At 47.4% G+C, this 19770-nt stretch carries 18 protein-coding genes; 3 read left to right on the forward strand and 15 right to left on the reverse strand.

What is annotated here, in order from left to right; genetic code table 11:
- Positions 1-4: 4 nt before the first annotated feature.
- The 4 genes from plsX to CHH60_RS07885 all read right to left on the reverse strand — a co-directional run bounded on the left by plsX (position 5) and on the right by CHH60_RS07885 (position 2705).
- Positions 5-1000 (reverse strand): phosphate acyltransferase PlsX, encoded by a 996-nt coding sequence (gene plsX, locus CHH60_RS07870; protein ID WP_095358719.1) that lies wholly within the window; start codon positions 998-1000, stop codon positions 5-7.
- Positions 997-1545, reverse strand: coding sequence for a transcription factor FapR (fapR, locus tag CHH60_RS07875; RefSeq protein ID WP_221192561.1), 549 nt, complete (start codon positions 1543-1545; stop codon positions 997-999). The genes plsX and fapR overlap by 4 nt, the downstream gene beginning before the upstream one ends.
- Positions 1546-1961: 416 nt before the next feature.
- Positions 1962-2135, reverse strand: coding sequence for a 50S ribosomal protein L32 (gene rpmF / locus CHH60_RS07880; RefSeq protein ID WP_090923906.1), 174 nt, complete (start codon positions 2133-2135; stop codon positions 1962-1964).
- A gap of 63 nt (positions 2136-2198) precedes the next feature.
- Positions 2199-2705, reverse strand: a complete 507-nt coding sequence (locus CHH60_RS07885; protein WP_095358720.1) for a YceD family protein — start codon at positions 2703-2705, stop codon at positions 2199-2201.
- 455 nt (positions 2706-3160) lie between these two features.
- On the opposite strand from CHH60_RS07885, the gene hmpA reads away from it, so the two are divergent.
- Together hmpA and CHH60_RS07895 are read left to right on the forward strand one after the other, a co-directional pair.
- Complete coding sequence (gene hmpA, locus CHH60_RS07890) at positions 3161-4399, forward strand: NO-inducible flavohemoprotein (RefSeq protein WP_095358721.1); 1239 nt, start codon at positions 3161-3163, stop codon at positions 4397-4399.
- Between the two features lie 257 nt (positions 4400-4656).
- Positions 4657-5889: a nucleotidyltransferase gene (locus CHH60_RS07895; protein ID WP_095358722.1), complete on the forward strand. Its 1233-nt coding sequence runs from the start codon at positions 4657-4659 to the stop codon at positions 5887-5889.
- 155 nt (positions 5890-6044) lie between these two features.
- Here the strand turns inward: CHH60_RS07895 and CHH60_RS07900 are convergent, their stop codons facing one another.
- Positions 6045-7085, reverse strand: a complete 1041-nt coding sequence (locus tag CHH60_RS07900; protein WP_095358723.1) for a SepM family pheromone-processing serine protease — start codon at positions 7083-7085, stop codon at positions 6045-6047.
- Between the two features lie 205 nt (positions 7086-7290).
- On the opposite strand from CHH60_RS07900, the gene CHH60_RS07905 reads away from it, so the two are divergent.
- Complete coding sequence (locus CHH60_RS07905) at positions 7291-8541, forward strand: nucleoside recognition domain-containing protein (protein WP_095358724.1); 1251 nt, start codon at positions 7291-7293, stop codon at positions 8539-8541.
- Here CHH60_RS07905 and coaD read toward each other — a convergent pair.
- From coaD to CHH60_RS07955, 10 genes are all read right to left on the reverse strand, one after another.
- Positions 8519-9025, reverse strand: a complete 507-nt coding sequence (gene coaD / locus CHH60_RS07910; RefSeq protein WP_095358817.1) for a pantetheine-phosphate adenylyltransferase — start codon at positions 9023-9025, stop codon at positions 8519-8521. The genes CHH60_RS07905 and coaD overlap by 23 nt on opposite strands.
- A 1-nt stretch (position 9026) precedes the next feature.
- The gene (gene rsmD / locus CHH60_RS07915; RefSeq protein WP_095287869.1) at positions 9027-9635 is read right to left on the reverse strand and encodes a 16S rRNA (guanine(966)-N(2))-methyltransferase RsmD; all 609 of its coding nucleotides are present in this window, start codon (positions 9633-9635) and stop codon (positions 9027-9029) included.
- A 329-nt stretch (positions 9636-9964) separates the two neighbouring features.
- Complete coding sequence (locus CHH60_RS07920) at positions 9965-10396, reverse strand: hypothetical protein (RefSeq protein ID WP_095358725.1); 432 nt, start codon at positions 10394-10396, stop codon at positions 9965-9967.
- Positions 10397-10422: 26 nt separating this feature from the next.
- Positions 10423-10707, reverse strand: a complete 285-nt coding sequence (locus CHH60_RS07925) for a hypothetical protein (RefSeq protein ID WP_141236942.1) — start codon at positions 10705-10707, stop codon at positions 10423-10425.
- A 110-nt stretch (positions 10708-10817) separates the two neighbouring features.
- On the reverse strand, positions 10818-11123 hold the full coding sequence (locus CHH60_RS07930) for a hypothetical protein (protein WP_095358818.1): 306 nt from the start codon (positions 11121-11123) through the stop codon (positions 10818-10820).
- 153 nt (positions 11124-11276) lie between these two features.
- Positions 11277-14324 (reverse strand): glycoside hydrolase family 2 TIM barrel-domain containing protein, encoded by a 3048-nt coding sequence (locus CHH60_RS07935; RefSeq protein WP_095358727.1) that lies wholly within the window; start codon positions 14322-14324, stop codon positions 11277-11279.
- Between the two features lie 163 nt (positions 14325-14487).
- Positions 14488-15318 carry a carbohydrate ABC transporter permease gene (locus tag CHH60_RS07940; protein WP_095358728.1) on the reverse strand — a complete coding sequence of 277 codons (831 nt, stop codon included), beginning with the start codon at positions 15316-15318 and terminating at the stop codon, positions 14488-14490.
- Positions 15311-16198 (reverse strand): carbohydrate ABC transporter permease, encoded by an 888-nt coding sequence (locus CHH60_RS07945; RefSeq protein WP_095287984.1) that lies wholly within the window; start codon positions 16196-16198, stop codon positions 15311-15313. The genes CHH60_RS07940 and CHH60_RS07945 overlap by 8 nt, the downstream gene beginning before the upstream one ends.
- A 146-nt stretch (positions 16199-16344) precedes the next feature.
- Positions 16345-17637 (reverse strand): ABC transporter substrate-binding protein, encoded by a 1293-nt coding sequence (locus CHH60_RS07950; protein ID WP_095358819.1) that lies wholly within the window; start codon positions 17635-17637, stop codon positions 16345-16347.
- A gap of 354 nt (positions 17638-17991) precedes the next feature.
- Complete coding sequence (locus CHH60_RS07955) at positions 17992-19764, reverse strand: sensor histidine kinase (RefSeq protein ID WP_095358729.1); 1773 nt, start codon at positions 19762-19764, stop codon at positions 17992-17994.
- Positions 19765-19770 lie beyond the last annotated feature (6 nt).

Consider the following 19770-nt stretch of genomic DNA (forward strand, 5'->3'; position numbering starts at 1 on the left):
TCACTCACTTCCCGCTAATTTCCTTAGATATGCTTTCCACCAATTGGTTCTGCACTGCAATTCTAGCTTGGCGAACAGCGTTTTTGATCGCATTGCCATCCGCTGATCCATGGCTCTTCACTACAAGTCTGCTCAACCCGAGAAGCGGCGCACCGCCATGCTCGGTATAATCCAGTTTCCGTTTCAGCCCGCGCAGCTCAGGCATCAGCACCGCTGCAGCCAGTTTGCTTTTGAGTGAAGATGAGAACTGTTCCTTAAGCAATGCAAAGATGGCACCTGCTGTGCCTTCCAGCGATTTCAGCAAAATGTTACCAGCAAATCCGTCACAGACAAGCACGTCACATGCACCGGTAAGGACATCGCGAGCTTCCACATTACCGACAAATCGAATCGGAAGCTGCTCCAGTAGCGGATATGCGTGCTTCGTTAGTTCGTTCCCTTTGCCCGGCTCCGTTCCGACATTGAGCAATCCCACTCGGGGTGAGTCGACTCCTTGTACTTTCTGCCGATATAAGCTACCCATAAGACCATATTGTGCCAAATGTTCGGGCTTGGCATCCATGTTGGCACCCAGGTCAAGCGCAAGCACGCCAACATCATCTATTGTTGGAATCATAGGTGCAAGTGCTGGTCGTTCAATACCTTCCATGCGGCCCACCACGAGCAGGCCGGTTGTCATGAGCGCTCCAGTATTACCTGCAGAGATCATGGCATCTGCTTCGCCTTCCTTAAGCATGCGGCCCGCGACCACCATGGAAGCATCCTTTTTGCGACGAACGGCCTTAACAGGTTCGTCATCCGAACCGATCACTTCCGAAGCATGACGGACTGACAGGTTAGCCGGTTTGATCGCTGACTGATTCAAAAGCGGTTCCAGCTTGGCTTCATCACCAACAAGCACGATCTGTGTATCTGCCCATTCCGTGGCGGCAGCTATTGCACCTTCTACCGTTGCCTGGGGTGCATGATCGCCTCCCATGGCATCTATGACGATTTTCATTCCAGATGACCTCCCTCTAGGCTGTCGTCTCCACCCGAACGGTAGATGACAAAGTTGCCTTGAAACACCATTTCCTCACCTACATAGGTGAACACTTCAACTTTTGCTTTCCCCTTTTGACCCGAGATCGATCTCACATACGCTTTCGCAATACATTTCTCGGCCAGATGAACCGAACGAACAAATCGAATATCAGCCGAAGCCGTCAATGCAATCTCATCATTAATGACAGCGACTGCCAGGGAGTTAGCCTGGGCAAATACATAGTGACCACGAGCAATTCCCGTCCTTGAAAATACATGCTCTTCCTTGATCTCAAACAAGGAAATCCCACTTTTGTCCAGCTGCAAATCTACAATATCACCGATAATCTCATGCAGAGGCAGCGAGCGTACCTGGTCATACGAACGCTCTGCCATCAGTTTCATTCGTTCACGAAGCTCAGGAATCCCCAGCTCCAGACGGTCGAGGCGAATCGTTTGAATACTCACCTTCAATTGGCGAGTAAGTTCCTGATCTGTCACAAACGGATTGTCTTCGATCATTTTGGTCAATTGCTGCTGCCTCTGTCTCTTCGGTACACGTTCGATGCCTGACACCCCCCGCTGTATCGTATAAGAAAGCGTCCCATGCAGGTCCGTTCTATCATTTCACTTCGTTCTCTATAATTGAGCCTCTAATCTTCAGAGGTTATTCAACACACGAATTTATGGTTCTTCTCTATGTAACCCCAAATCTTAGAACCTGGTACTAAAGCATAGTATATCTCATCCTGTGTCAAAAAGAAAGACTGGGCGGGCAAAAACCACTCGCTGCTAAACAGCCGCTCTCCTGCATTCTACGAATCTTTCTTCTTGAAACAATCAACCAAAGTCAGCCCAGCCCTTAACAGGAACATAAATTTAAACATTCAAAAAAAGTAGTACCTCATCGAAATGAAGTACTACTTGATGTCTAACTATTATTGAGAGATGATCTCTCTTGCTTTGTACGTTCCGCACACTTTGCACACGTGGTGAGCAAGCTTCAATTCGCCGCATTGTTCACATTTCACCATGCCCGGTACAGCCAATTTAAAGTGAGTGCGACGTTTGTCGCGACGCGTCTTGGACGTTCTCCGTTGAGGTACTGCCATTATTCCCACCTCCTTATCAAAATCAACCTTTGCAGGTAGTTGTTACACTAGATTTTCATTTGCTCATTTAAAAAAATCCTTGAGCCCTGCAAGCCGCGGGTCGATAACTTCGTTATCGCAACCGCAGTCACCCTCGTTCAGCTCATGGCCACACTTTGGACATAGCCCTTTGCATGTATCGCTGCATAGCGGTATAAACGGTAGGTGCAGCAGAAAAGCTTCCTCGGCATATAGCTTCAGATCGATGTCCTCTCCATCCACATAGACAGTATCATCATCTTCAGACAAGTCCTCCGGCTGTTCTCCCTGCTTGAATTGCTCATGAAAATCAATATGAAGATGTTCACTAATCGGCTTGAGACAACGTGAGCACAACATGTCCACTCCAGCTGACACTTTGCCATGAACATCCACCACGCCCCCCGTTGCTTGTTCTGCAGATAAATCCGCAGTCAGCGGGGTAACGGCTGTGATATCTTGTCGGTTAGAAATCAGTTCCTTAATATCCCACTGTTCATTGAACTGCAGGGGCCGGTCACTGATAGCCACTTTGCGAAATGGCAATAACATTTCCCATCACTCCAAACGAAACCAATTTCATAATTCATGTTAAATGCTTTACCGCAGTTATACAGATCAAGTCTAATCGTTATACGCTTCATGTCTTGACTGTATGTATTCTGACGATTCATCGTTAAAAGTATTATGAAATTGACTTAACAAACAAAAATCATTATACCGATTTTCCAAGACGTTTGTCAACACTTTTAACTTTACACCCTTTTGGAAAAGAAAGATACCCGACCGATAAAAACACTCTTCCGCATTATAAACTTTCTCTCCGCCATACTACAAGCTAATCCTTTTGCTTGCATGACGGACACATTTCTTTAATTATTCGTGTGATGTAGATCACATGTCCCCCTTTAGACCCTATCTATACTTGCTATATGCCACGCATAATAGATCCATGGCGCAAGGTTATCCATCTAAATTGTCAATCCATTTCATAGGAGGAAAAATCCATGTTAAGTGAAAATACAATTCGAGTGATCAAATCCACCGTACCTGTACTTGAAGTTCACGGAGAGGCCATTACCAGCCATTTCTATAAAACAATGTTTGCACATCATCCCGAACTACTGAATATTTTCAATCATGCTAACCAAAAACAGGGGCGGCAGCAGGCCGCTCTTGCCAATATGGTATACGCTGCTGCCCTGCATATTGATAATCTCGCCGCAGTCCTGCCAGCCGTGCGTCAGGTTGCGCACAAACACCGCAGTCTTGGCATTGCCCCGGAACAATACGAAATCGTGGGCACCTATTTGCTAAAAGCGATCAAGGATGTGCTGGGTGATGCTGCGACCGAGGAGATTATTGCTGCGTGGGCAGACGCTTACAATGTTATTGCCGGTGTCTTTATCGGTTTAGAGAAGGAGCTGTACACAGCAAGCGAAAACCAAAACGGTGGCTGGGAAGGTTTCCGGTCATTCCGGGTTGCCAAAAAGGTAAAAGAAAGCGACCTGATTACTTCCTTTTATCTAGTGCCAACGGACGGCAATCCCATAGCCACATTTCAACCTGGACAGTATATCAGCCTCCGGATGAAACCTGAGGGAAATGCGTATGCCCAAATTAGACAGTACAGTCTTTCGGACGCTCCAGGAAAACCATATTACCGTATTTCTGTTAAACGTGAGAGTGCTCGGATGGAACGACCAGATGGTGTTATATCGACCTATCTGCATGATCATATCACAGAAGGAAGCTTGGTCGAATTGTCTGCTCCTGCAGGCGATTTCACACTGAACACGGAGGATCCACGCGATGTCGTATTATTGAGCGGTGGCGTTGGGCTTACTCCGATGATCAGCATGTTGAACACCCTGGTTGACAGAAATGTCCAGCGTTCAGTCACTTTTGTCCATGCTGCCCTAAATGGGGAAGTTCACGCTTTCAAGGATCATGTAAACACATTGGCAGAACAGCATGAAAACATACAGGCATTTTATTGTTATGCACAGCCGACACCAGATGACCGCGAGCAATCGCGTTTTCACAGAGAGGGTTATATTGATGCAGCCTGGCTGTCACAGATGATTCGCGAGCCCCTGGAATCTGATTACTATTTGACCGGTTCTGTCTCCTTTATGCAGACGATGTATGCGGCACTAGGCGAGATTGGCGTTTCACCTGAGAATATTCATTATGAGTTCTTTGGACCCAAAACAAACCTGATTCCTGCATCGGAAGCCATTTAATTTATCTCCAGAAGAAATAATAAAGGATCATCCATGACTCCCCTGAGAGCACGGGCCGTATTCATCTGAATGCGACACCGTGCTTTTTTTGGCGTTTTCTTAACGCTTTTATTTGAATAACGACACTCGTATCCCCTATTATTAAACAAGACGTTTCTGCTCGGCGAAGCAGCAATCACATTAATCGACCAATGCGAACAAAATTCCAGTCAGGTATTGAAGATATATAACTTTGTTATTGAAAGGAGTGCACGCTGATGAAAGCTGTAGGTGTGATTGTTGAATATAATCCGCTGCATAACGGACATGTCTATCACTTGAATGAGGCCAGACGTCTAAGCGGTGCAGATGCCCTTGTGGCCGTCATGAGTGGCCCTTTTCTCCAGCGCGGCGAACCTGCCATTGTGGGCAAAAGGGCTCGGACCGAGATGGCGCTGCAGGCAGGCGCCGATCTGGTGATTGAGCTGCCGGTTGCCTATGCGGTACAACCGGCGGAATGGTTTGCCTTCGGTGCGGTCTCGCTGCTGCACCGCACCGGGGTTGTGGACTCGCTCTGCTTCGGCAGCGAGTCCGGCGACCTGGACAGCCTGCAGCGCTTTGCGCGCGTGCTGGCCGTGGAGCCCGCAGGGCTGCGCGAGGACATCGCGCGCCGCCTGCGGGAAGGCGCCAGCTACCCCGTCGCTTACGCAAGCGCGGCGGCAGCGCTGGCGCCCGGCGGCGTGAGCGAGGACGCCGCCGCCGCACTGCTCGGGCAGCCCAACAATTCGCTTGGGCTGCACTACCTGATCGCGCTGGAACGACTCGGCAGCGCGATCCAGCCTTTGACGACGGCACGCACCGGTGCCGCGTATCATGAGGCGACGCCCGGACCGGGGGCGATCGCCAGTGCAACAGCCGTCCGCCGCCTACTGATGGCGGACGGACCCCAGGCCGCCGCGCCGTATGTGCCGGCGGCAACACTTGCCATTCTGCAGCGCGAATGGCAAGCAGGACGCGCTCCCGTGCACTGGGAGCGCTTCGCCCAGCCGCTGCTGCACACCGCGGCGACCCGCCGTGCCTCCGAGCTGGCAATGATCGCCGAAGTCACGGAAGGATTGGAGCACAGGCTGCTCCGCACACTGGCTCAGCTTCCGGAGCCATCGGTCGAATCGCTGCTGGATGCACTTAAAACCAAGCGGTACACACGCACCAAGCTGCAGCGAATGTTGACCCATGTACTGTTGAATCATGCCAAGGCTGAATTTACCCCGGACAAGCTAGCCGAAGGACCTGGTTATCTTCGTGTCCTTGGATTCAATTCACTGGGCCAAAGTCTCTTGAAGCAGATGAAAACGACTTCGTCCCTGCCTGTTGTGCTGAAACCGTCTGCCTTTACTCACAACCAGCTGGAGCTTGATTTGCAGGCACAAGCAGCGTATGCCCTCTCTTATGAGCAGACGGACACACGTGCCATGTACAGCGACTATTATGAGCCACCAGTTCGATGCTAAACGATGCACAAATAAATTGTTCTAGGTGTTCTATCAAAAAAATCCCCTATGTCATATCGTTTATTCAAACGATGCATAGGGGATTTCCGTTTGTTTACTCTTACTCTTCCTTGATAGCGCAGTTGTTTCAAATCGCATCAATCACTATCAACCTTTTATGATTTGGCAGACAATGTTTTCAGATAAGCCAGGGCATCATCTACCGTATTCACAGGAACCAGTTTCATTTTAGTGCCAATCTGTTCGGCTTTGGCTTCGGCTTCCTGATAATTCTGTTTCGGAACGAAGAAAATCTCCGCCTCTTTTCGATCCGCAGCAACGATTTTATGCACCACACCACCAATGGGACCGACCACGCCTTCCTTGGTAATCGTGCCCGTGCCGGCAATTCGGTGACCTTGGGTAAGGTCCCCGGGAGTAAGCTGATTATAAATTTCCAGGGTAAACATCAATCCGGCCGAAGGACCGCCAACCTGAGTATCCGTAAACGTAATTTGTTTATTCGAATCTTCGGGTTTTACTTTCTGTACGGTTCCGATCATTACGCCCAATCCAGGCCGGGTAGCACCCGTTTTGCTGTCTTTTACTTCAATCAGCTTCACATCACGGCTAATCGTCTCGCCTTCGCGTTCCAATTGCATTTCTACCGTATCTCCCACTTTTTTATCCTTCAACTGGGCAGATAATACGGTGTTATCCGGTGTAGCTGTGCCATTCACGCCGAGGATAATGTCGCCAGGAGCAATATCTCCTTGTGGTTTCGGATCCTCCGATAAACCAAACACGAAGATATGTTCAGGAACGATGGAATACTTAACACCCGCTTGCTCATAAGCCGCTTCCATGGCGGAAGATTGGGAATCGCTCATGAACCACACTTGTTCGGCAGAGTACTCTGCTTCCGTTTTTCCTTGCAGGCGGTCTTCCTTTTTGTCAATTTGCATATTTCGGTTAAACAAGGACGTACCCAGCAAGAACACATTGGCATACGTTGCTGACACCGTCGTCATCATGAATACACCACGTTCTTCCTGGTCCCCATCCTTAACCGTAACCATCGGTTTTACTTCATCCGCGCTGCCAGGCATATAGATGATATATGGCGTTGGCATGTACACTGCAACATAGACAACCAGAGCCACCACGATCACAAAGATCGAAGCTCTGAAGCCGCCAGATTTTCGAATCCGATTCATCGCATGAGCCCCCGTTCTTTGCGTTTCTTCTATAATTATAAGTCTAACATCCTCAATCTCACGCATACAATGGTACAGGCCGGATAGGCCGCAGTATTCTGTCGCTTGTCCGGTCAAGGCCGAACCGTTCCCAGGACGTCATTCGCCCGTCCAATCCGATTACTGCAGCCGAATGAATCGGCGCTATTTCATATGAGGTGAAACGATGACAATGCAGACTGAGGTTACAGGATCCAACCCGATCAGGTCAATACTCCTTAGTACCGGCGCTTTGTTACTGGTCGTCGCTGTAGTTGTATCTCCGAAAGATGCCTTCGATGCCTCCATTCAAGGATTGGACATCTGGTGGAAAATTATCTTCCCGGCAATGCTTCCGTTTCTGATGCTGTCGCAAATGCTCACTGCATTTGGTTTTACAGACGCTCTTGGCGTCTTGCTGGGACCACTGATGCAGCGTTGGTTTCGCCTCCCCGGCGAAGCTGGACTAGCCCTTGCCGTCGGCATGTGTGGAGGATTTCCTGCTGGGGCGGACACAGCGTCCCGTTTGGTTCGGGATCAGCAAATAACCGGCAAACAGGCCATTATTCTGGTCGCTGCAGCTCATTTCACCAATCCGATGATGATCATTTTGGTCATAGGTGCCGCTTTTCTTCACCAGCCTGCTGCCGGATACTTTTTGCTTATGATTCATTGGCTCAGTGGATGGATTGCCGCAATCATTGCCATTCATCTCAATCGCAGTGTTCAAAAACAGTCCACTACAGTCAGTCCCCCCAAGCGCAGTCAGCACCAGGGGCTTTGGTTTCAAATGATGAACGCAGCCCGTGAAGCCCAGGCCCGAGATGGCCGCGGGTTCGGCAAACTGCTGGGTGACACCGTGTCTCATGCGGTTCAGACGCTAATGATGACTGGTGGTTACATCATCGGTTTTGCCGTGTTCATACGACTTCTGGGCCTGTACATCACGCCCGGCAGTTCAGCTGCCCTCTGGCCTTCTGTATTGGAAGTGCATTTGGGCACATACCATTTAAGTCAAACGCCATGGGCTCCCTTGCTTACGATTCCCCTGATTGCTGCGGTTCTTGGTTGGGGTGGGCTGTGCTCCCATTTACAAGTCTCAGCTGTGATGAAATCCGCCGGAATGGCAGGCAAAAGCATGATCTATTTTGCTGCTGTACGTTTGCTTCATGCACTGATTGCCTTTTCATTAAGTGTCTTCCTTTGGATACCCTTTAGCCGCTACAGTGCAGAGGTATGGACTCCGTTCTGGCCTTTTGCAGGCGCGGATGAGACGACTCTGCTGCCGATGCAATCCCAGCTTGAAGGCAGCACCGCTGCGGCAGAAATTTTATGGAGCAGCTTCCCAGCAGTCTGTATCGGACTTGCGATCATTCTTGCCGTTATGATCAGCCTGTCAGGCTTGACCCACTGGTTTAACCGCCGTTTTTCTCGCTGATTTTCCGGCGAAGTGCAGTTTCCACTTCCGGGGACACCAGATCGGTTACATCTCCATGGTAATGAGCAATTTCCTTGACGATACTGGAGCTCAAATACGAATATTTCGGATTGGTCATCATAAAGATGGTTTCCGCATCCGGGTTCAGCTTGCTGTTGGTGGAAGCAAGCTGCAGCTCGTATTCAAAATCAGTCACGGAGCGTATACCACGAACGATGACCTGAGCTTCTTTTTGCCGAACATAATTGGCTGTCAGATCACGGAAGCTATCCACCTCCACATTAGACAGATGGCCTGTAACTTCTGTAATGAGCGCTTTACGCTCTTCCACCGTGAACAGTGGATTTTTGCTCATGTTATTCAGTACAGCCACGATGACGCGGTCAAATTGTTTGGAAGCCCTGGCGATAATGTCCAGATGGCCCATCGTTACAGGATCAAAACTCCCGGGATATACGGCAATCCGTTCCTGCCTGTGTATCATTTCAGTCATGAGGAGCCTCCTCTTCTGCTATGCTGTTTTCTCCATCATTCGATGCCTCAGGTGCATAATCATAGATGGACACAGCTGTCTCCCCATACACAGCCTTGCGCGTTTGTTCAAACGGGCCGAATTGCTCAGGGTAACTATATTTGGATTCATATTCAAGCACGATCGTCGCTTCCGGTTTAAGCAGTTCAAGTTCATGCATCGTAAGCATCAGCTCATCCCCGTTTTTCATCCGGTAAGGCGGATCGAGAAACACCAGATCAAATTGTGTCGTTCGCTTGGCAAGCGCCTTTAACGCACGACCTGCATCATTTCGGTATATAGCTGCCTGATCCTCCAGCTTGGTTGCCTTCAGATTGGCGCGGATCACTTCAATACTTTTGGATTCCAAATCAACAAAAACAGCCTTGTCCATGCCGCGGCTCAGCGCCTCAATTCCGAGACCACCACTACCCGCAAACAAATCCAATGCTGTACCGCCCTCAAAATAAGGGCCAATCATGCTAAACAGCGCTTCCTTCACCTTGTCGGTGGTCGGACGTGTTCCATTGCCAGGAACAGCCTTCAGCGGTCTGCCTTTCGCACTCCCGGATACCACTCTCACTGATGAGTCACCTTTTCTCTCTATGTAAGTTTATTGATACAGCTATCGTACCACACTCGGGTTCAGTTTGAAAAATAGTCTGTCTCCATTCATTTTAAAAAATTGTTGACCCGTTTTTGACGCATATGTATAAAAAGGAAACATTTCGGCCATTCTATAATTATCGACATCACAAGTGTCGTAGACAACCGCGGAGAAGACTTACGTTTCCCCATAAGCTCTTCGTCCGGTTTCTCCTCTCCCATGAAAAATAGGCCCTCGAAAGAGGGCCTGTTTTTATTTGCTTTCAAATATGTATGGAAACGATTAGCTAAGACTGTATGCCTTCTTCAATAAGGTGTTACGGCTTCTTCCACTTCAACATCTACTTCCGGCTCCAACCAACCGATTTCTTTGAGCCAAACTTCCATGTCATTCAGAAACGCTGCATGATCCAAATTCGCTATTTTGTATTTCTTTATCTTCTCACTTAAAAAAGCATAAAAGGAATGACCTAACTCAACCCGTTGTCTTCGTTTACTGGACTCTTTGTAACAGTCCTCACTTACCGTCATGTCAAAATAAATCACTTGCTCTTTTTTGGCATATCTGACCGTAGACTTTCGTTCATATTCTTCCGGCAGGCAGCGAAAAACAAAGAACAGCTCGATATCACATGCCGGATACTTCATTTCAGCTTGTTCGAAAACAGGCTCTAACTCGTCAGATAGGGAGGCGATGTATGTTAACCCGGACGTATCGGATGTTTTGCCCATTTTCACAGTAACCCACCTCCTTGATTTACCAGTTATTCATTGTTCTCCATCTCCCGGTATTTCCGATTGGAGCGCCGCAAGTTAACCATGGAGAACAACAGAAGAACTACCGGTAAAAATAGATTCCAATTCTGCTTAATAATCATCACAATACCGAAGAACACAATCGCGAGCCAGACCAGTATTTCAATAGCCTCAACCTTGGTTAGCGTATGCTTAAATGCTTTTTTGGAGATGAGACGAACGAGGTAATACACAAGCACAGCATAGAACACACCCATACCTAGGATTGCGACTAGAGCAATTAACATTTCCATGAACATGCCCCTCTCACCTCCAAATTTGTTTACCTTAAGTTCCTTTATTTTACCATATAAGAAAATGTGTGTCTCAAGTTAAACTCCAAGAAATATTTTGCGTTTCCATGTTACTTCTCTTCTGTAATAACCGTTGCGTTGTAGATCACAACACGTTTTCCATTCAGATCAAATAACACTTTATTGCCATATTCCGTATCCTGCACATCGATTTTCCCTTCATAGGTCTGAATCAACTCACCAGAGTCACTGTACACCTTAACAATCCGCTCCAGACCCCCGGAGTTGTTGGATCTCATCGTTTTCAGCGCCCGTTCACCCGAAGCCGTATTGAAATACCAGATGAAACACCCCACAATGATACCGAGTACAGCCAGGACGGTAACCCATACGCCCGTTTTTGCCTTTCTACTCATAATGTTGCCCCCCTTCAATCCATGTCTCGTACAGTACGAAACAGCTTCGATAGCGGTTTCACGAAATGCAATTTTCCACTTTTCTTCCAACAACAAAAAACAGAGGCCTCCGATATACGGGGACCCCTGTTCTGTATTTATTTGAAATGACTCTTACAGTGAACGAATGACAAATTCAAATTCCAGTTCGCCGTCCGAGGCAATGCGATATTCCGGATGAACCGGCGCACCCCAGCTATCATCACCGCCAACACCCATCTGTTTGCCAGCTACAGTAACCACTGTATAGTGCACTGGCGGCAGCTCGTATACATGCTGCGCGTTTTCCAGTTCGAATGCCGTATACGGCGATACATTTAGCTCAACGGGAGCTGCAGAAGCTTCAATTTTGAAGCCGCGTCCTGCATCATCCATTAGTTTCGCCCAGCGTACTCCTGTGCGGTTGCCCGATTCCTGTGGTACCAGGTATGGCGCAACCGTATCCGCCACTTTACTGCCATGAATGCCTAAGCGTGCTCCAAATGCACGGTCCGCATAGTTTTCTTCCGGACCCATGGCCAGCCATTCCACGTTGCCATATTCCGGTGACGTTTTGAAAGACAAGGCATGAATCGGAAGGTCAGGCAAACCTGCTGTACCTTTGTAGGCGTTATGAACATGCACGCTTCCATCTGCACGCACAGTATAAGTCACTTTTACCTGCACATCTGCAGAAATGTTGAGCTTGTACGTGAATTCAATGCGATATTGATCCGGTTTCTGTTCTGCCTTCCACTCGGCACATCTTGGCAGCAGACTAGCGGCATACCACGCACCAAGTTCAAAGCCCATGGCAGTCCCTTTATCATTATCCGTCGTTGCCCGCCAGAACAATGGCGCAGGAGGCTGAGCAATCGTCTCACGGCCTGACAGTTTGAGGGATACCAAAGTTCCGAAGGCTTTGGAGAACAGTACGTGAGTTTGACCTACACGGACACCAATATTCACATCCCCTTCAACCACCTGAATATCATTTGTCAGATTCAGATCCTCTGCAGCTGTTGCAGCCGAATCTTGTGTGAAGATAAATTGACCAAACGCGACTTCGTCCCCTTTATCCGCCCAGAGGGTAGCCTCTTTGAGAACAAACGCAGCATTAACCGCATATTCGCCACCAGCCAGAGTATCTGCATCCAGCGGAAGACTTACTGTTTTCTCGCTTTGTGCAGGTACATTGACTTCCAACGTTCCGCGCAGCACTTCATGTCCCTCACGTTCCAAACTGTACACCAGTTCCAATGCTGATGTATCTGCGAACAGGTTGCCATTAACGATTTTGACCCCTTCACGATCCGGGAACAACTTGATATTTTGATAAAGGAACTTCACTTCCTGCATTTTGGCCGTTACTTTGCGATCCGCATGCACGATGCCGTTCCCACAGAACGAGTAGTCCGAAGGACGATCGCCGAAATCGCCGCCGTATGCGAGGTATTCCTTGCCGTAACGGTCTTTCTTGTAAATGGATTGATCGATATAATCCCAGATGAATCCACCCTGATACATCGGGTATTTGTCTTCCAATTCCGTATATTTGTGCATGCCACCGATGGAGTTACCCATGGCGTGCATGTACTCACAGCTGATGTAAGGCTTGGTTGGATTCGCATTCAGGAATTCCTCAATGTCTGCTGGCTTGGCATACATGCGACTCTCCATATCACTTGTCTCATCGAAACGACGATCATGGAAGACTCCCTCATAATGCACCAGACGAGTTGGGTCAGCTGATTTGAAGTATTGGGATACTTTGTAGATGACTTCGCCGCCGTGTGACTCGTTACCACAGGACCAGATCAGAATGGACGGATGGTTTTTGTCACGCTCCACCATGGATACAGCCCGGTCCATGACAATGTCATGCCACTCTGGTTTATCTCCAGGAATGACCCAGGAAGGCTCAACGGCGCCAAGCTTTTGCCAGGAACCATGTGTCTCCAGGTTCATCTCATCAATAACATACAACCCGTATTCATCACACAATTCATACCACAAGCTTTGATTCGGATAATGTGATGTACGAACCGCATTCATATTGTTCTGTTTGATGGTACGCACATCCCAGAGCATGTCCTCTTTGGTAATGGCACGGCCACGACGCGGGTTGAACTCGTGACGGTTTACTCCTTTGAATACAATGCGTTTACCGTTGATATGCATCACTTTATCGATCATTTCGAACTTGCGGAAACCAACGGACTGAGGAACCACTTCAACCAGCTGCCCTGCAGCATCATATACACGGATGTATAAACGATACAAATACGGTATCTCCGCACTCCACAAGTTTACCTTGCCGAACTCTTCCCGAAGACTAACCAGACCATTCGTAACTTCCACACCACCAAATGTTCTCAAAGCGTTCCCTTCAGCATCACGCAGCTCAGCTTCAACTCGTGCTCCCGCAGCAGCTTTACCTTCCAGCTTCAGATCGAGGTTCAGCGTACCGTTGGTATAAGATGGGTCCAGATCTGTTACCACACGCAGGTCCCGGATATGCGCTGCCGGTACCGTATAGAGATATACGTCTCTGAAAATGCCGGAAAAGCGCCAGAAATCCTGGTCTTCCAGCCAGCTGCCCGTGCTGCGTTGATAAACTTCCACAGCCAGTTTGTTCTCTCCATCCTGAAGGAACGGTGTCAGATCGAAATCCGATGGGGTGAAGCTATCTTCACCGTATCCCACGAACTGTCCATTAAGCCACACATAGAATGCTGATTCGACTCCCTGAAAGGAAATAAATACCGGATTGTTCTGCCATCCTGATGGCAGGTGGAACGTCCGAATGTAGCTTCCAACTGCATTTTTGTCCTGTGGCAGTGCTGGCGGACGCAGTTCGTTCAATCCATCCCAAGGGTATTGTGTATTTACATATTGAATTTGGCCATATCCTTGAAGCTGAATGTGACCAGGCACTTCGATATCATCCCAGCCTTCACTGGAGTAATCCGATTGGTAGAACAGCTCCGGCCGACAATCCGGACGAATGGCATAATTGAATTTCCAGGTTCCGTTCAGGTCATAACGCATTTTCATGGTTCCTGCAGCCTGAGCTTCCTCCATGGTGCTGTAATAACGATGATCCGAGTAAGCGTTTAGACGGTTGACCTCAAAAACGCTTACATTTCCCAGCCAGTTGATATCTGCTTGTGTTGCTTTCATCGGCTCTCTCTCCCTCTAGTGCGAATTGTATAATATGAATTATTCAAGATTCAAACCTGTATTTCCTCTTCCAATAACAAACAGAAAGACAGAGGTACACCATTGCTGGTGTCCTCTGCGTTTTTTTCTACATCAGTCTTTTCAGATGACATCCACTATTCCTTTATTTCACAGAACCAACCATACCAGCGACAAAGTGTTTCTGCATAATGAAGAACACTAATGCTGTAGGCAGCGTGGCGATGACAATCGCTGTCATGATCACCCCATAATCCGGCGAGTAACTGGAGCCGAGATTAGAGATCAGCAATGGGATCGTTTGTTGATCTGGTGTCTGCAGCACAACGAGTGGCCACAGGTAGTTATTCCAGCTGCTCATGAATGTAATGATCGCAGCTGCCGCATATGTTGTTTTCATTGTAGGCATGTAGATCTTCAGGAAGATACCCAGTTCGCTAAGACCATCGATCCGCCCTGCTTCAAGCATCTCTTTCGGGAACATTTTGGTGTTCTGACGGAAGAAGAAGATCAGGAAGGCCGTTGTGATCGTTGGCAGAATGACTGCCGCCATTGTATTGATACCCATAAACGGTGCAATTCCCGAGATGGTTGCAAACATCCGATAGAGCGGTACCATCAAGGCTGCGAACGGAATCATCATGGAAAGGAGCAGGATGTTGAAGACGATGTCACGTGATTTCGTCCGGTATACTTCAAAACCGTAACCAGCCATGGAACCAATCAACAATGCAAGCACTGTGGAAATAATGGACACAATGGCCGAGTTGCCCAGTGCCTGTACCAGATTGGTCGTATCCAGCAGCTTCGTGAAGTTATCTATGAAAGCCGAGCCGGGTAACAATCTGCCTTTGGTGACATCTACCGAAGCATTCGTGGAGCTGACGAGCATCCAGAAAAATGGAAAGATCGATATGAAGGCCACAAGGGACAGGAATACGTAGGTGAAAATGCGTTTCACTTTGTTCTTAGCCATTTTTATCACCTGCCACTTTAAACTGGATGATGGACAATACAATAATCATCAGCACGATGGAATACGAAACGGTTGCCGCATAACCGAAGTCCGGTGAATATTTGAACGAAAGGTTATAGATGTATTGCGAGATGGACATCGTTGCATTACCCGGTCCACCCTTGGTGATATTCATGATTTCATCAAAGATTTGCAAGGTACCAATCGTTGATGTAATGGACGTGAACAGGATAATCGGTTTGAGCAATGGTACTGTAATTTTGAAAAATTGAGTAAATGCATTTGCACCATCAATACGTGCTGCTTCATAAATGGATTGATCAATATTTTGCAGGGAAGACAGATAGAAAATCATGTTATATCCGGTCCAACGCCAAGTAACAGCGATTATGATCGTAATTTTAGCCCAGAAGGGGTCGGTGATCCATTGAATCGGTTCAGCAATGACATGCAGATTCATCAGGAATTGATTGACCATTCCGTCTGCAGAGAACAAATACTTAAATACAACAGAGTAAGCAACCAGTGAGGTTACACAAGGCAAAAAGATTGCAGTACGGAAAAAGCTGCGGAAGCGCAGTGTGCTGTCATTCAACAGAACGGAAATGAACAATCCGAGAATGATCATGACAGGGACTTGAATGATCAGATACAAAAATGTATTCGATACGGCTGTACGGAATGTTGTATCAATAAACAACCTTTTATAGTTATCGAGCCCCGTAAATTCAAGATTGGCACCCACGCCAGACTTGAAAGATAAGAGCAGTGCCTGCAGCATCGGATAGAAGTAAAATGCAACAATCCCGATGACAGCGAGTGAAATAAAAGCCCATCCAGTCAAATTATTTTTCTTTTGGAGACTGTCTCCTGTATTCATGGCTTTCACAGTATGGCTCCTCTCTCTCCATGCAACATGGATAGAACCCATGGAGCCTTCCACCATGTCCGGTCGGCAGTGTGCTTCGCCAGACGGTGGAACGGCTCCGATGCTTCCTTGGGTTCTATAAGTTACCGTGGATCATCTTAGTTTAGTTGAGCTTCAGCTTGTTTTTGTGCATCAGCCAGAACGTCGTCGATTGCTTTGCCGTTCAGGAAGTTTTGCATTTCAACAACCAGAATGTCCTCAATTGCATATGTGTTGATACCGTAGTTTACGCTAGGGATTTCTTCAGTCCATTTTGCGAAGTCTGCAAACACTTTTTGTCCACCGAAGAACTCATCTTCTTTGTTAAACGCTTCACCTTCAGTTGCCGGTTTGTATGTTCCGATTGCGCCAATACCGTTCAGAAGGTCTTGATACAATTGTTTGTCAGAACCAAACGTACTGCCGAGGAAATCTGCAGCTTGATCTGCACCAGGAACATTGTTCATGACATACCAGGAGCTTCCTCCAAGGTTGGATGCATGTACAGAGTTTGGTTGACCAGCCATTTTAGGAAGCGGAGCTACCGCCCATTGTCCGGATTGGGATGCTTCTTGACGAACGGATGGTGTAATCCAGTTACCTGTTGGGATAGTGGATACGTCACCATTGTTGAATGCTGCTACGAACTGGCTCCAGTCGGAGTTCAGTTTAACCACATTGGCGTCCATCATTGCTTTGTAAGTGACAAATGCTTCTTTCAGTGCTTCATTGCCAGCCAAGTTTGGTGTTTTGCCATCTTCTTTGGAGTACCATGAACCTGCGGATTGAATCATCATACGAATCAGACCCAGGTCATTCGGATCCAGAGTGATCAGATCTTTACCTGTTTTTGCTTTTACATCTTTACCAATTTGGATGTAATCATCCCACGTAATATCTTGCAGATCTTCAGCTTTGTAACCAGCTTGCTCCAGCAGGTCGGTTCTGTAGTAGAGACCTGTTACACCGGAGTCAAATGGAACACCATATTGTTTGCCGTCATAAGCTGTCGGTCCCAATTTGTAATCGGCAAAGTCAGAAGCCGTGAAATTGGAAGACAGATCCTTGAAGGCATCAGGGTAAGCATTCAGGAAGCTTTGTGCACGGTAGTCTTCAATTAGTACGATGTTTGGAAGACCGTTGCTTGTTCCCGAGTTCAGACCTGTGTTAAGTTTTTGGATAATATCATTTTGTGCGTATTCAACAACGTTGATTTTTACATCAGGATGATCTTTAGCGTAAGCTTCTTTTGCTGTATTCAATGCAGCAATGTTGAACGACGGGTCCCATGCCCAGATCGTAATCTCATTGGATTCTTTTTCACCCTCGCTAGCCGTGTTGCCTCCTCCTCCGGAAGAACATGCGGACAACAGCAGGACAGTAACGAGCATCAATACCCACATTTTTTTCAAATCATTCAACTCCCCTTCAACCTCTTTGTGTGTAATTTGTTTGCGTTTTCTGAAAGCGGTTGCTTTCGATGTATTCATCTTATCATTCCCAAATCGGCATTCGTTAGTAATAATTTTGTACGGATTTGTCATCTTATTGCCACAATGAAAACCTTTACAGAAACCGTTTGCATTAAATTTGGCTTTTGGTAATTCCTTTTGATTTTGGAGTAGATCGAGCCAAAAATTTTACCATTCAAGCAAAACATCGCTTTCATTTATCAAAATAAAAAAAGCCCTTCGTGTGGAGACCACTCCACAGAAAGACTTTTGATCCGGTTAGCATGTAAACTCATTTTTCACCTGTGCCACTCTTCAGCTAGTAATCAGCGGAAGTGTAACCGTTACTCTTGTTCCCTCGCCTGGCGTACTCATAATGGTCACACCGTAAGGGGCACCATACAGCAGTTCAATCCGGTCATGCACATTACGAATACCAATGCCGCTAAACAGCTGCCGATTATTTTTGGGATTAGGCAATGATTCGCCCATTGAGAACCCTTCAATACCATCTCCGTTATCCATGATCTCACATATCAGTGTTTCTCCTGCCCGAGAAACAAGAACATGAATGGTTCCGGTCTCTTTGCGGTTAAAGGCGTGGAAGAAGGCATTTTCAATAAACGGTTGAATGACAAGTTTGGGTACATGGTAGTGATTACAGTCGGGAGCTACATAGAAGGCCGCTTTGATTCGTCCACCATAACGGACATGATTGATGAAGACATAGTTCTTCAGGTTCTCCACTTCCTGCTCTACCATAACCGTTTCACTTACGTCGCTGATCGTATTTTGCAGTAAGGCAATCAATGCATTAATCGTCTCTGCTGCCCGATCCTTGTTCCCCTGCTGCACGAGTACCTTCACCGAAGCCAGGGTGTTATACAGAAAATGAGGATTAATCTGGCTTTGCAATGCCGCAAGTTCTGCATTGCGCTGTTCCCGCTGGGTCAATACGAGCTGATCCACATAGTCATGAAGCTCATCAAGCATGTAATTGTACGCATGACCAAGCTGCCTGCTCTCATAACTTCCACTAACCGGAATGTAGTTATCGAGATCGCTTTTTGTAATATTGGACATTTGCTTCACAAGCCTGCGCAGCGACTTTGTAATCTGGTTGGTGATTAGAAACACCAGTACAAGCGCCCCAGCCACAATGGCTGCACAAATCAAGGCAATGGTTTTGAGATCAAGCAATTGTCCCACAGCCTGATTCTTATCAACGACATTAATAATATAGAAACGGTAAAACGGCAGATATTCGGATAATACTACGCTGTCCTGCTCCATTACCTTTGCGTTTATACCATTATTTTCGCTTTTCGTGGCCATTTGTCTGGCGTAAGATAAAAGCTCCAGCTGCTTCGTACCAATCCATTCCTCCCGGTTGGAAGATACAATTTCCCCATTTTCATTGAGGATGACTACATCGTTGCCTCTGCTCGTGAAACTGCTGTAGAACTGACGGAACACATTCTCTTTGATGGTTACATAAAGCGTTCCGTAAATCCGGCTCTGGGTTCGATCCGCCAGTGCTTTGGTAGCGGAGATCATCTGCTCTGTGCCAACGTCGGTGTCCGTTCGGTAATCGTCAAAAATCAACCGATTCGGTGTCTCCACCGCGTCGATCGTAATCGGCAGTTCTCTCAACTCCTCCAGCGACATCCTCAGGTGGGACCGGTCCGTAGAATAGGTACGCCCATTAATTCCGCTAATCGTAATGCCAACCTCATAGGATTCCATAATGGACTGGATACGGTCCATCGATTCCCTCATATTATAATAGGACTTGGCCATCGTGAGAGAATCCCCTTCTCCCTCCGACAGATAGCCGCGAATGGCCCCGCTTTGGCTTACGTTGTTGGAGACGGCCGCAATCGCATCATTAAAGGATTCGAAGGTGGTCTTAATCTGACTAAGCACCTTGGAGTTAGTGATGCTAAATGTCTCGGTAAACAGCTTCGTCGACATATGGACGGTAGTCCATAAAATAAGTACGGAAACGAGAATGATGCTAATCACCATGACGAGAAACAGCTTAGGAAACAATCCGAGACGTGATAATCCGTTCATCCATTTCTTCATGATCTA

It is taken from the genome of Paenibacillus sp. 7523-1, assembly GCF_002276415.1.
GTDB classification, from domain to species: Bacteria; Bacillota; Bacilli; order Paenibacillales; family Paenibacillaceae; genus Paenibacillus; species Paenibacillus illinoisensis_A.

What these genes read in the sequence shown, in the direction of transcription:
- plsX (WP_095358719.1), bottom strand. Translation starts at nt 1,000, where the DNA reads ATGAAAATCGTCATAGATGCCATGGGAGGCGATCATGCACCCCAGGCA.
- fapR (WP_221192561.1), bottom strand. Translation starts at nt 1,545, where the DNA reads ATGATCGAAGACAATCCGTTTGTGACAGATCAGGAACTTACTCGCCAA.
- rpmF (WP_090923906.1), bottom strand. Translation starts at nt 2,135, where the DNA reads ATGGCAGTACCTCAACGGAGAACGTCCAAGACGCGTCGCGACAAACGT.
- CHH60_RS07885 (WP_095358720.1), bottom strand. Translation starts at nt 2,705, where the DNA reads ATGTTATTGCCATTTCGCAAAGTGGCTATCAGTGACCGGCCCCTGCAG.
- hmpA (WP_095358721.1), top strand. Translation starts at nt 3,161, where the DNA reads ATGTTAAGTGAAAATACAATTCGAGTGATCAAATCCACCGTACCTGTA.
- CHH60_RS07895 (WP_095358722.1), top strand. Translation starts at nt 4,657, where the DNA reads ATGAAAGCTGTAGGTGTGATTGTTGAATATAATCCGCTGCATAACGGA.
- CHH60_RS07900 (WP_095358723.1), bottom strand. Translation starts at nt 7,085, where the DNA reads ATGAATCGGATTCGAAAATCTGGCGGCTTCAGAGCTTCGATCTTTGTG.
- CHH60_RS07905 (WP_095358724.1), top strand. Translation starts at nt 7,291, where the DNA reads ATGACAATGCAGACTGAGGTTACAGGATCCAACCCGATCAGGTCAATA.
- coaD (WP_095358817.1), bottom strand. Translation starts at nt 9,025, where the DNA reads ATGATACACAGGCAGGAACGGATTGCCGTATATCCCGGGAGTTTTGAT.
- CHH60_RS07925 (WP_141236942.1), bottom strand. Translation starts at nt 10,707, where the DNA reads ATGGAAATGTTAATTGCTCTAGTCGCAATCCTAGGTATGGGTGTGTTC.
- CHH60_RS07930 (WP_095358818.1), bottom strand. Translation starts at nt 11,123, where the DNA reads ATGAGTAGAAAGGCAAAAACGGGCGTATGGGTTACCGTCCTGGCTGTA.
- CHH60_RS07935 (WP_095358727.1), bottom strand. Translation starts at nt 14,324, where the DNA reads ATGAAAGCAACACAAGCAGATATCAACTGGCTGGGAAATGTAAGCGTT.
- CHH60_RS07940 (WP_095358728.1), bottom strand. Translation starts at nt 15,318, where the DNA reads ATGGCTAAGAACAAAGTGAAACGCATTTTCACCTACGTATTCCTGTCC.
- CHH60_RS07945 (WP_095287984.1), bottom strand. Translation starts at nt 16,198, where the DNA reads ATGAATACAGGAGACAGTCTCCAAAAGAAAAATAATTTGACTGGATGG.
- CHH60_RS07955 (WP_095358729.1), bottom strand. Translation starts at nt 19,764, where the DNA reads ATGAAGAAATGGATGAACGGATTATCACGTCTCGGATTGTTTCCTAAG.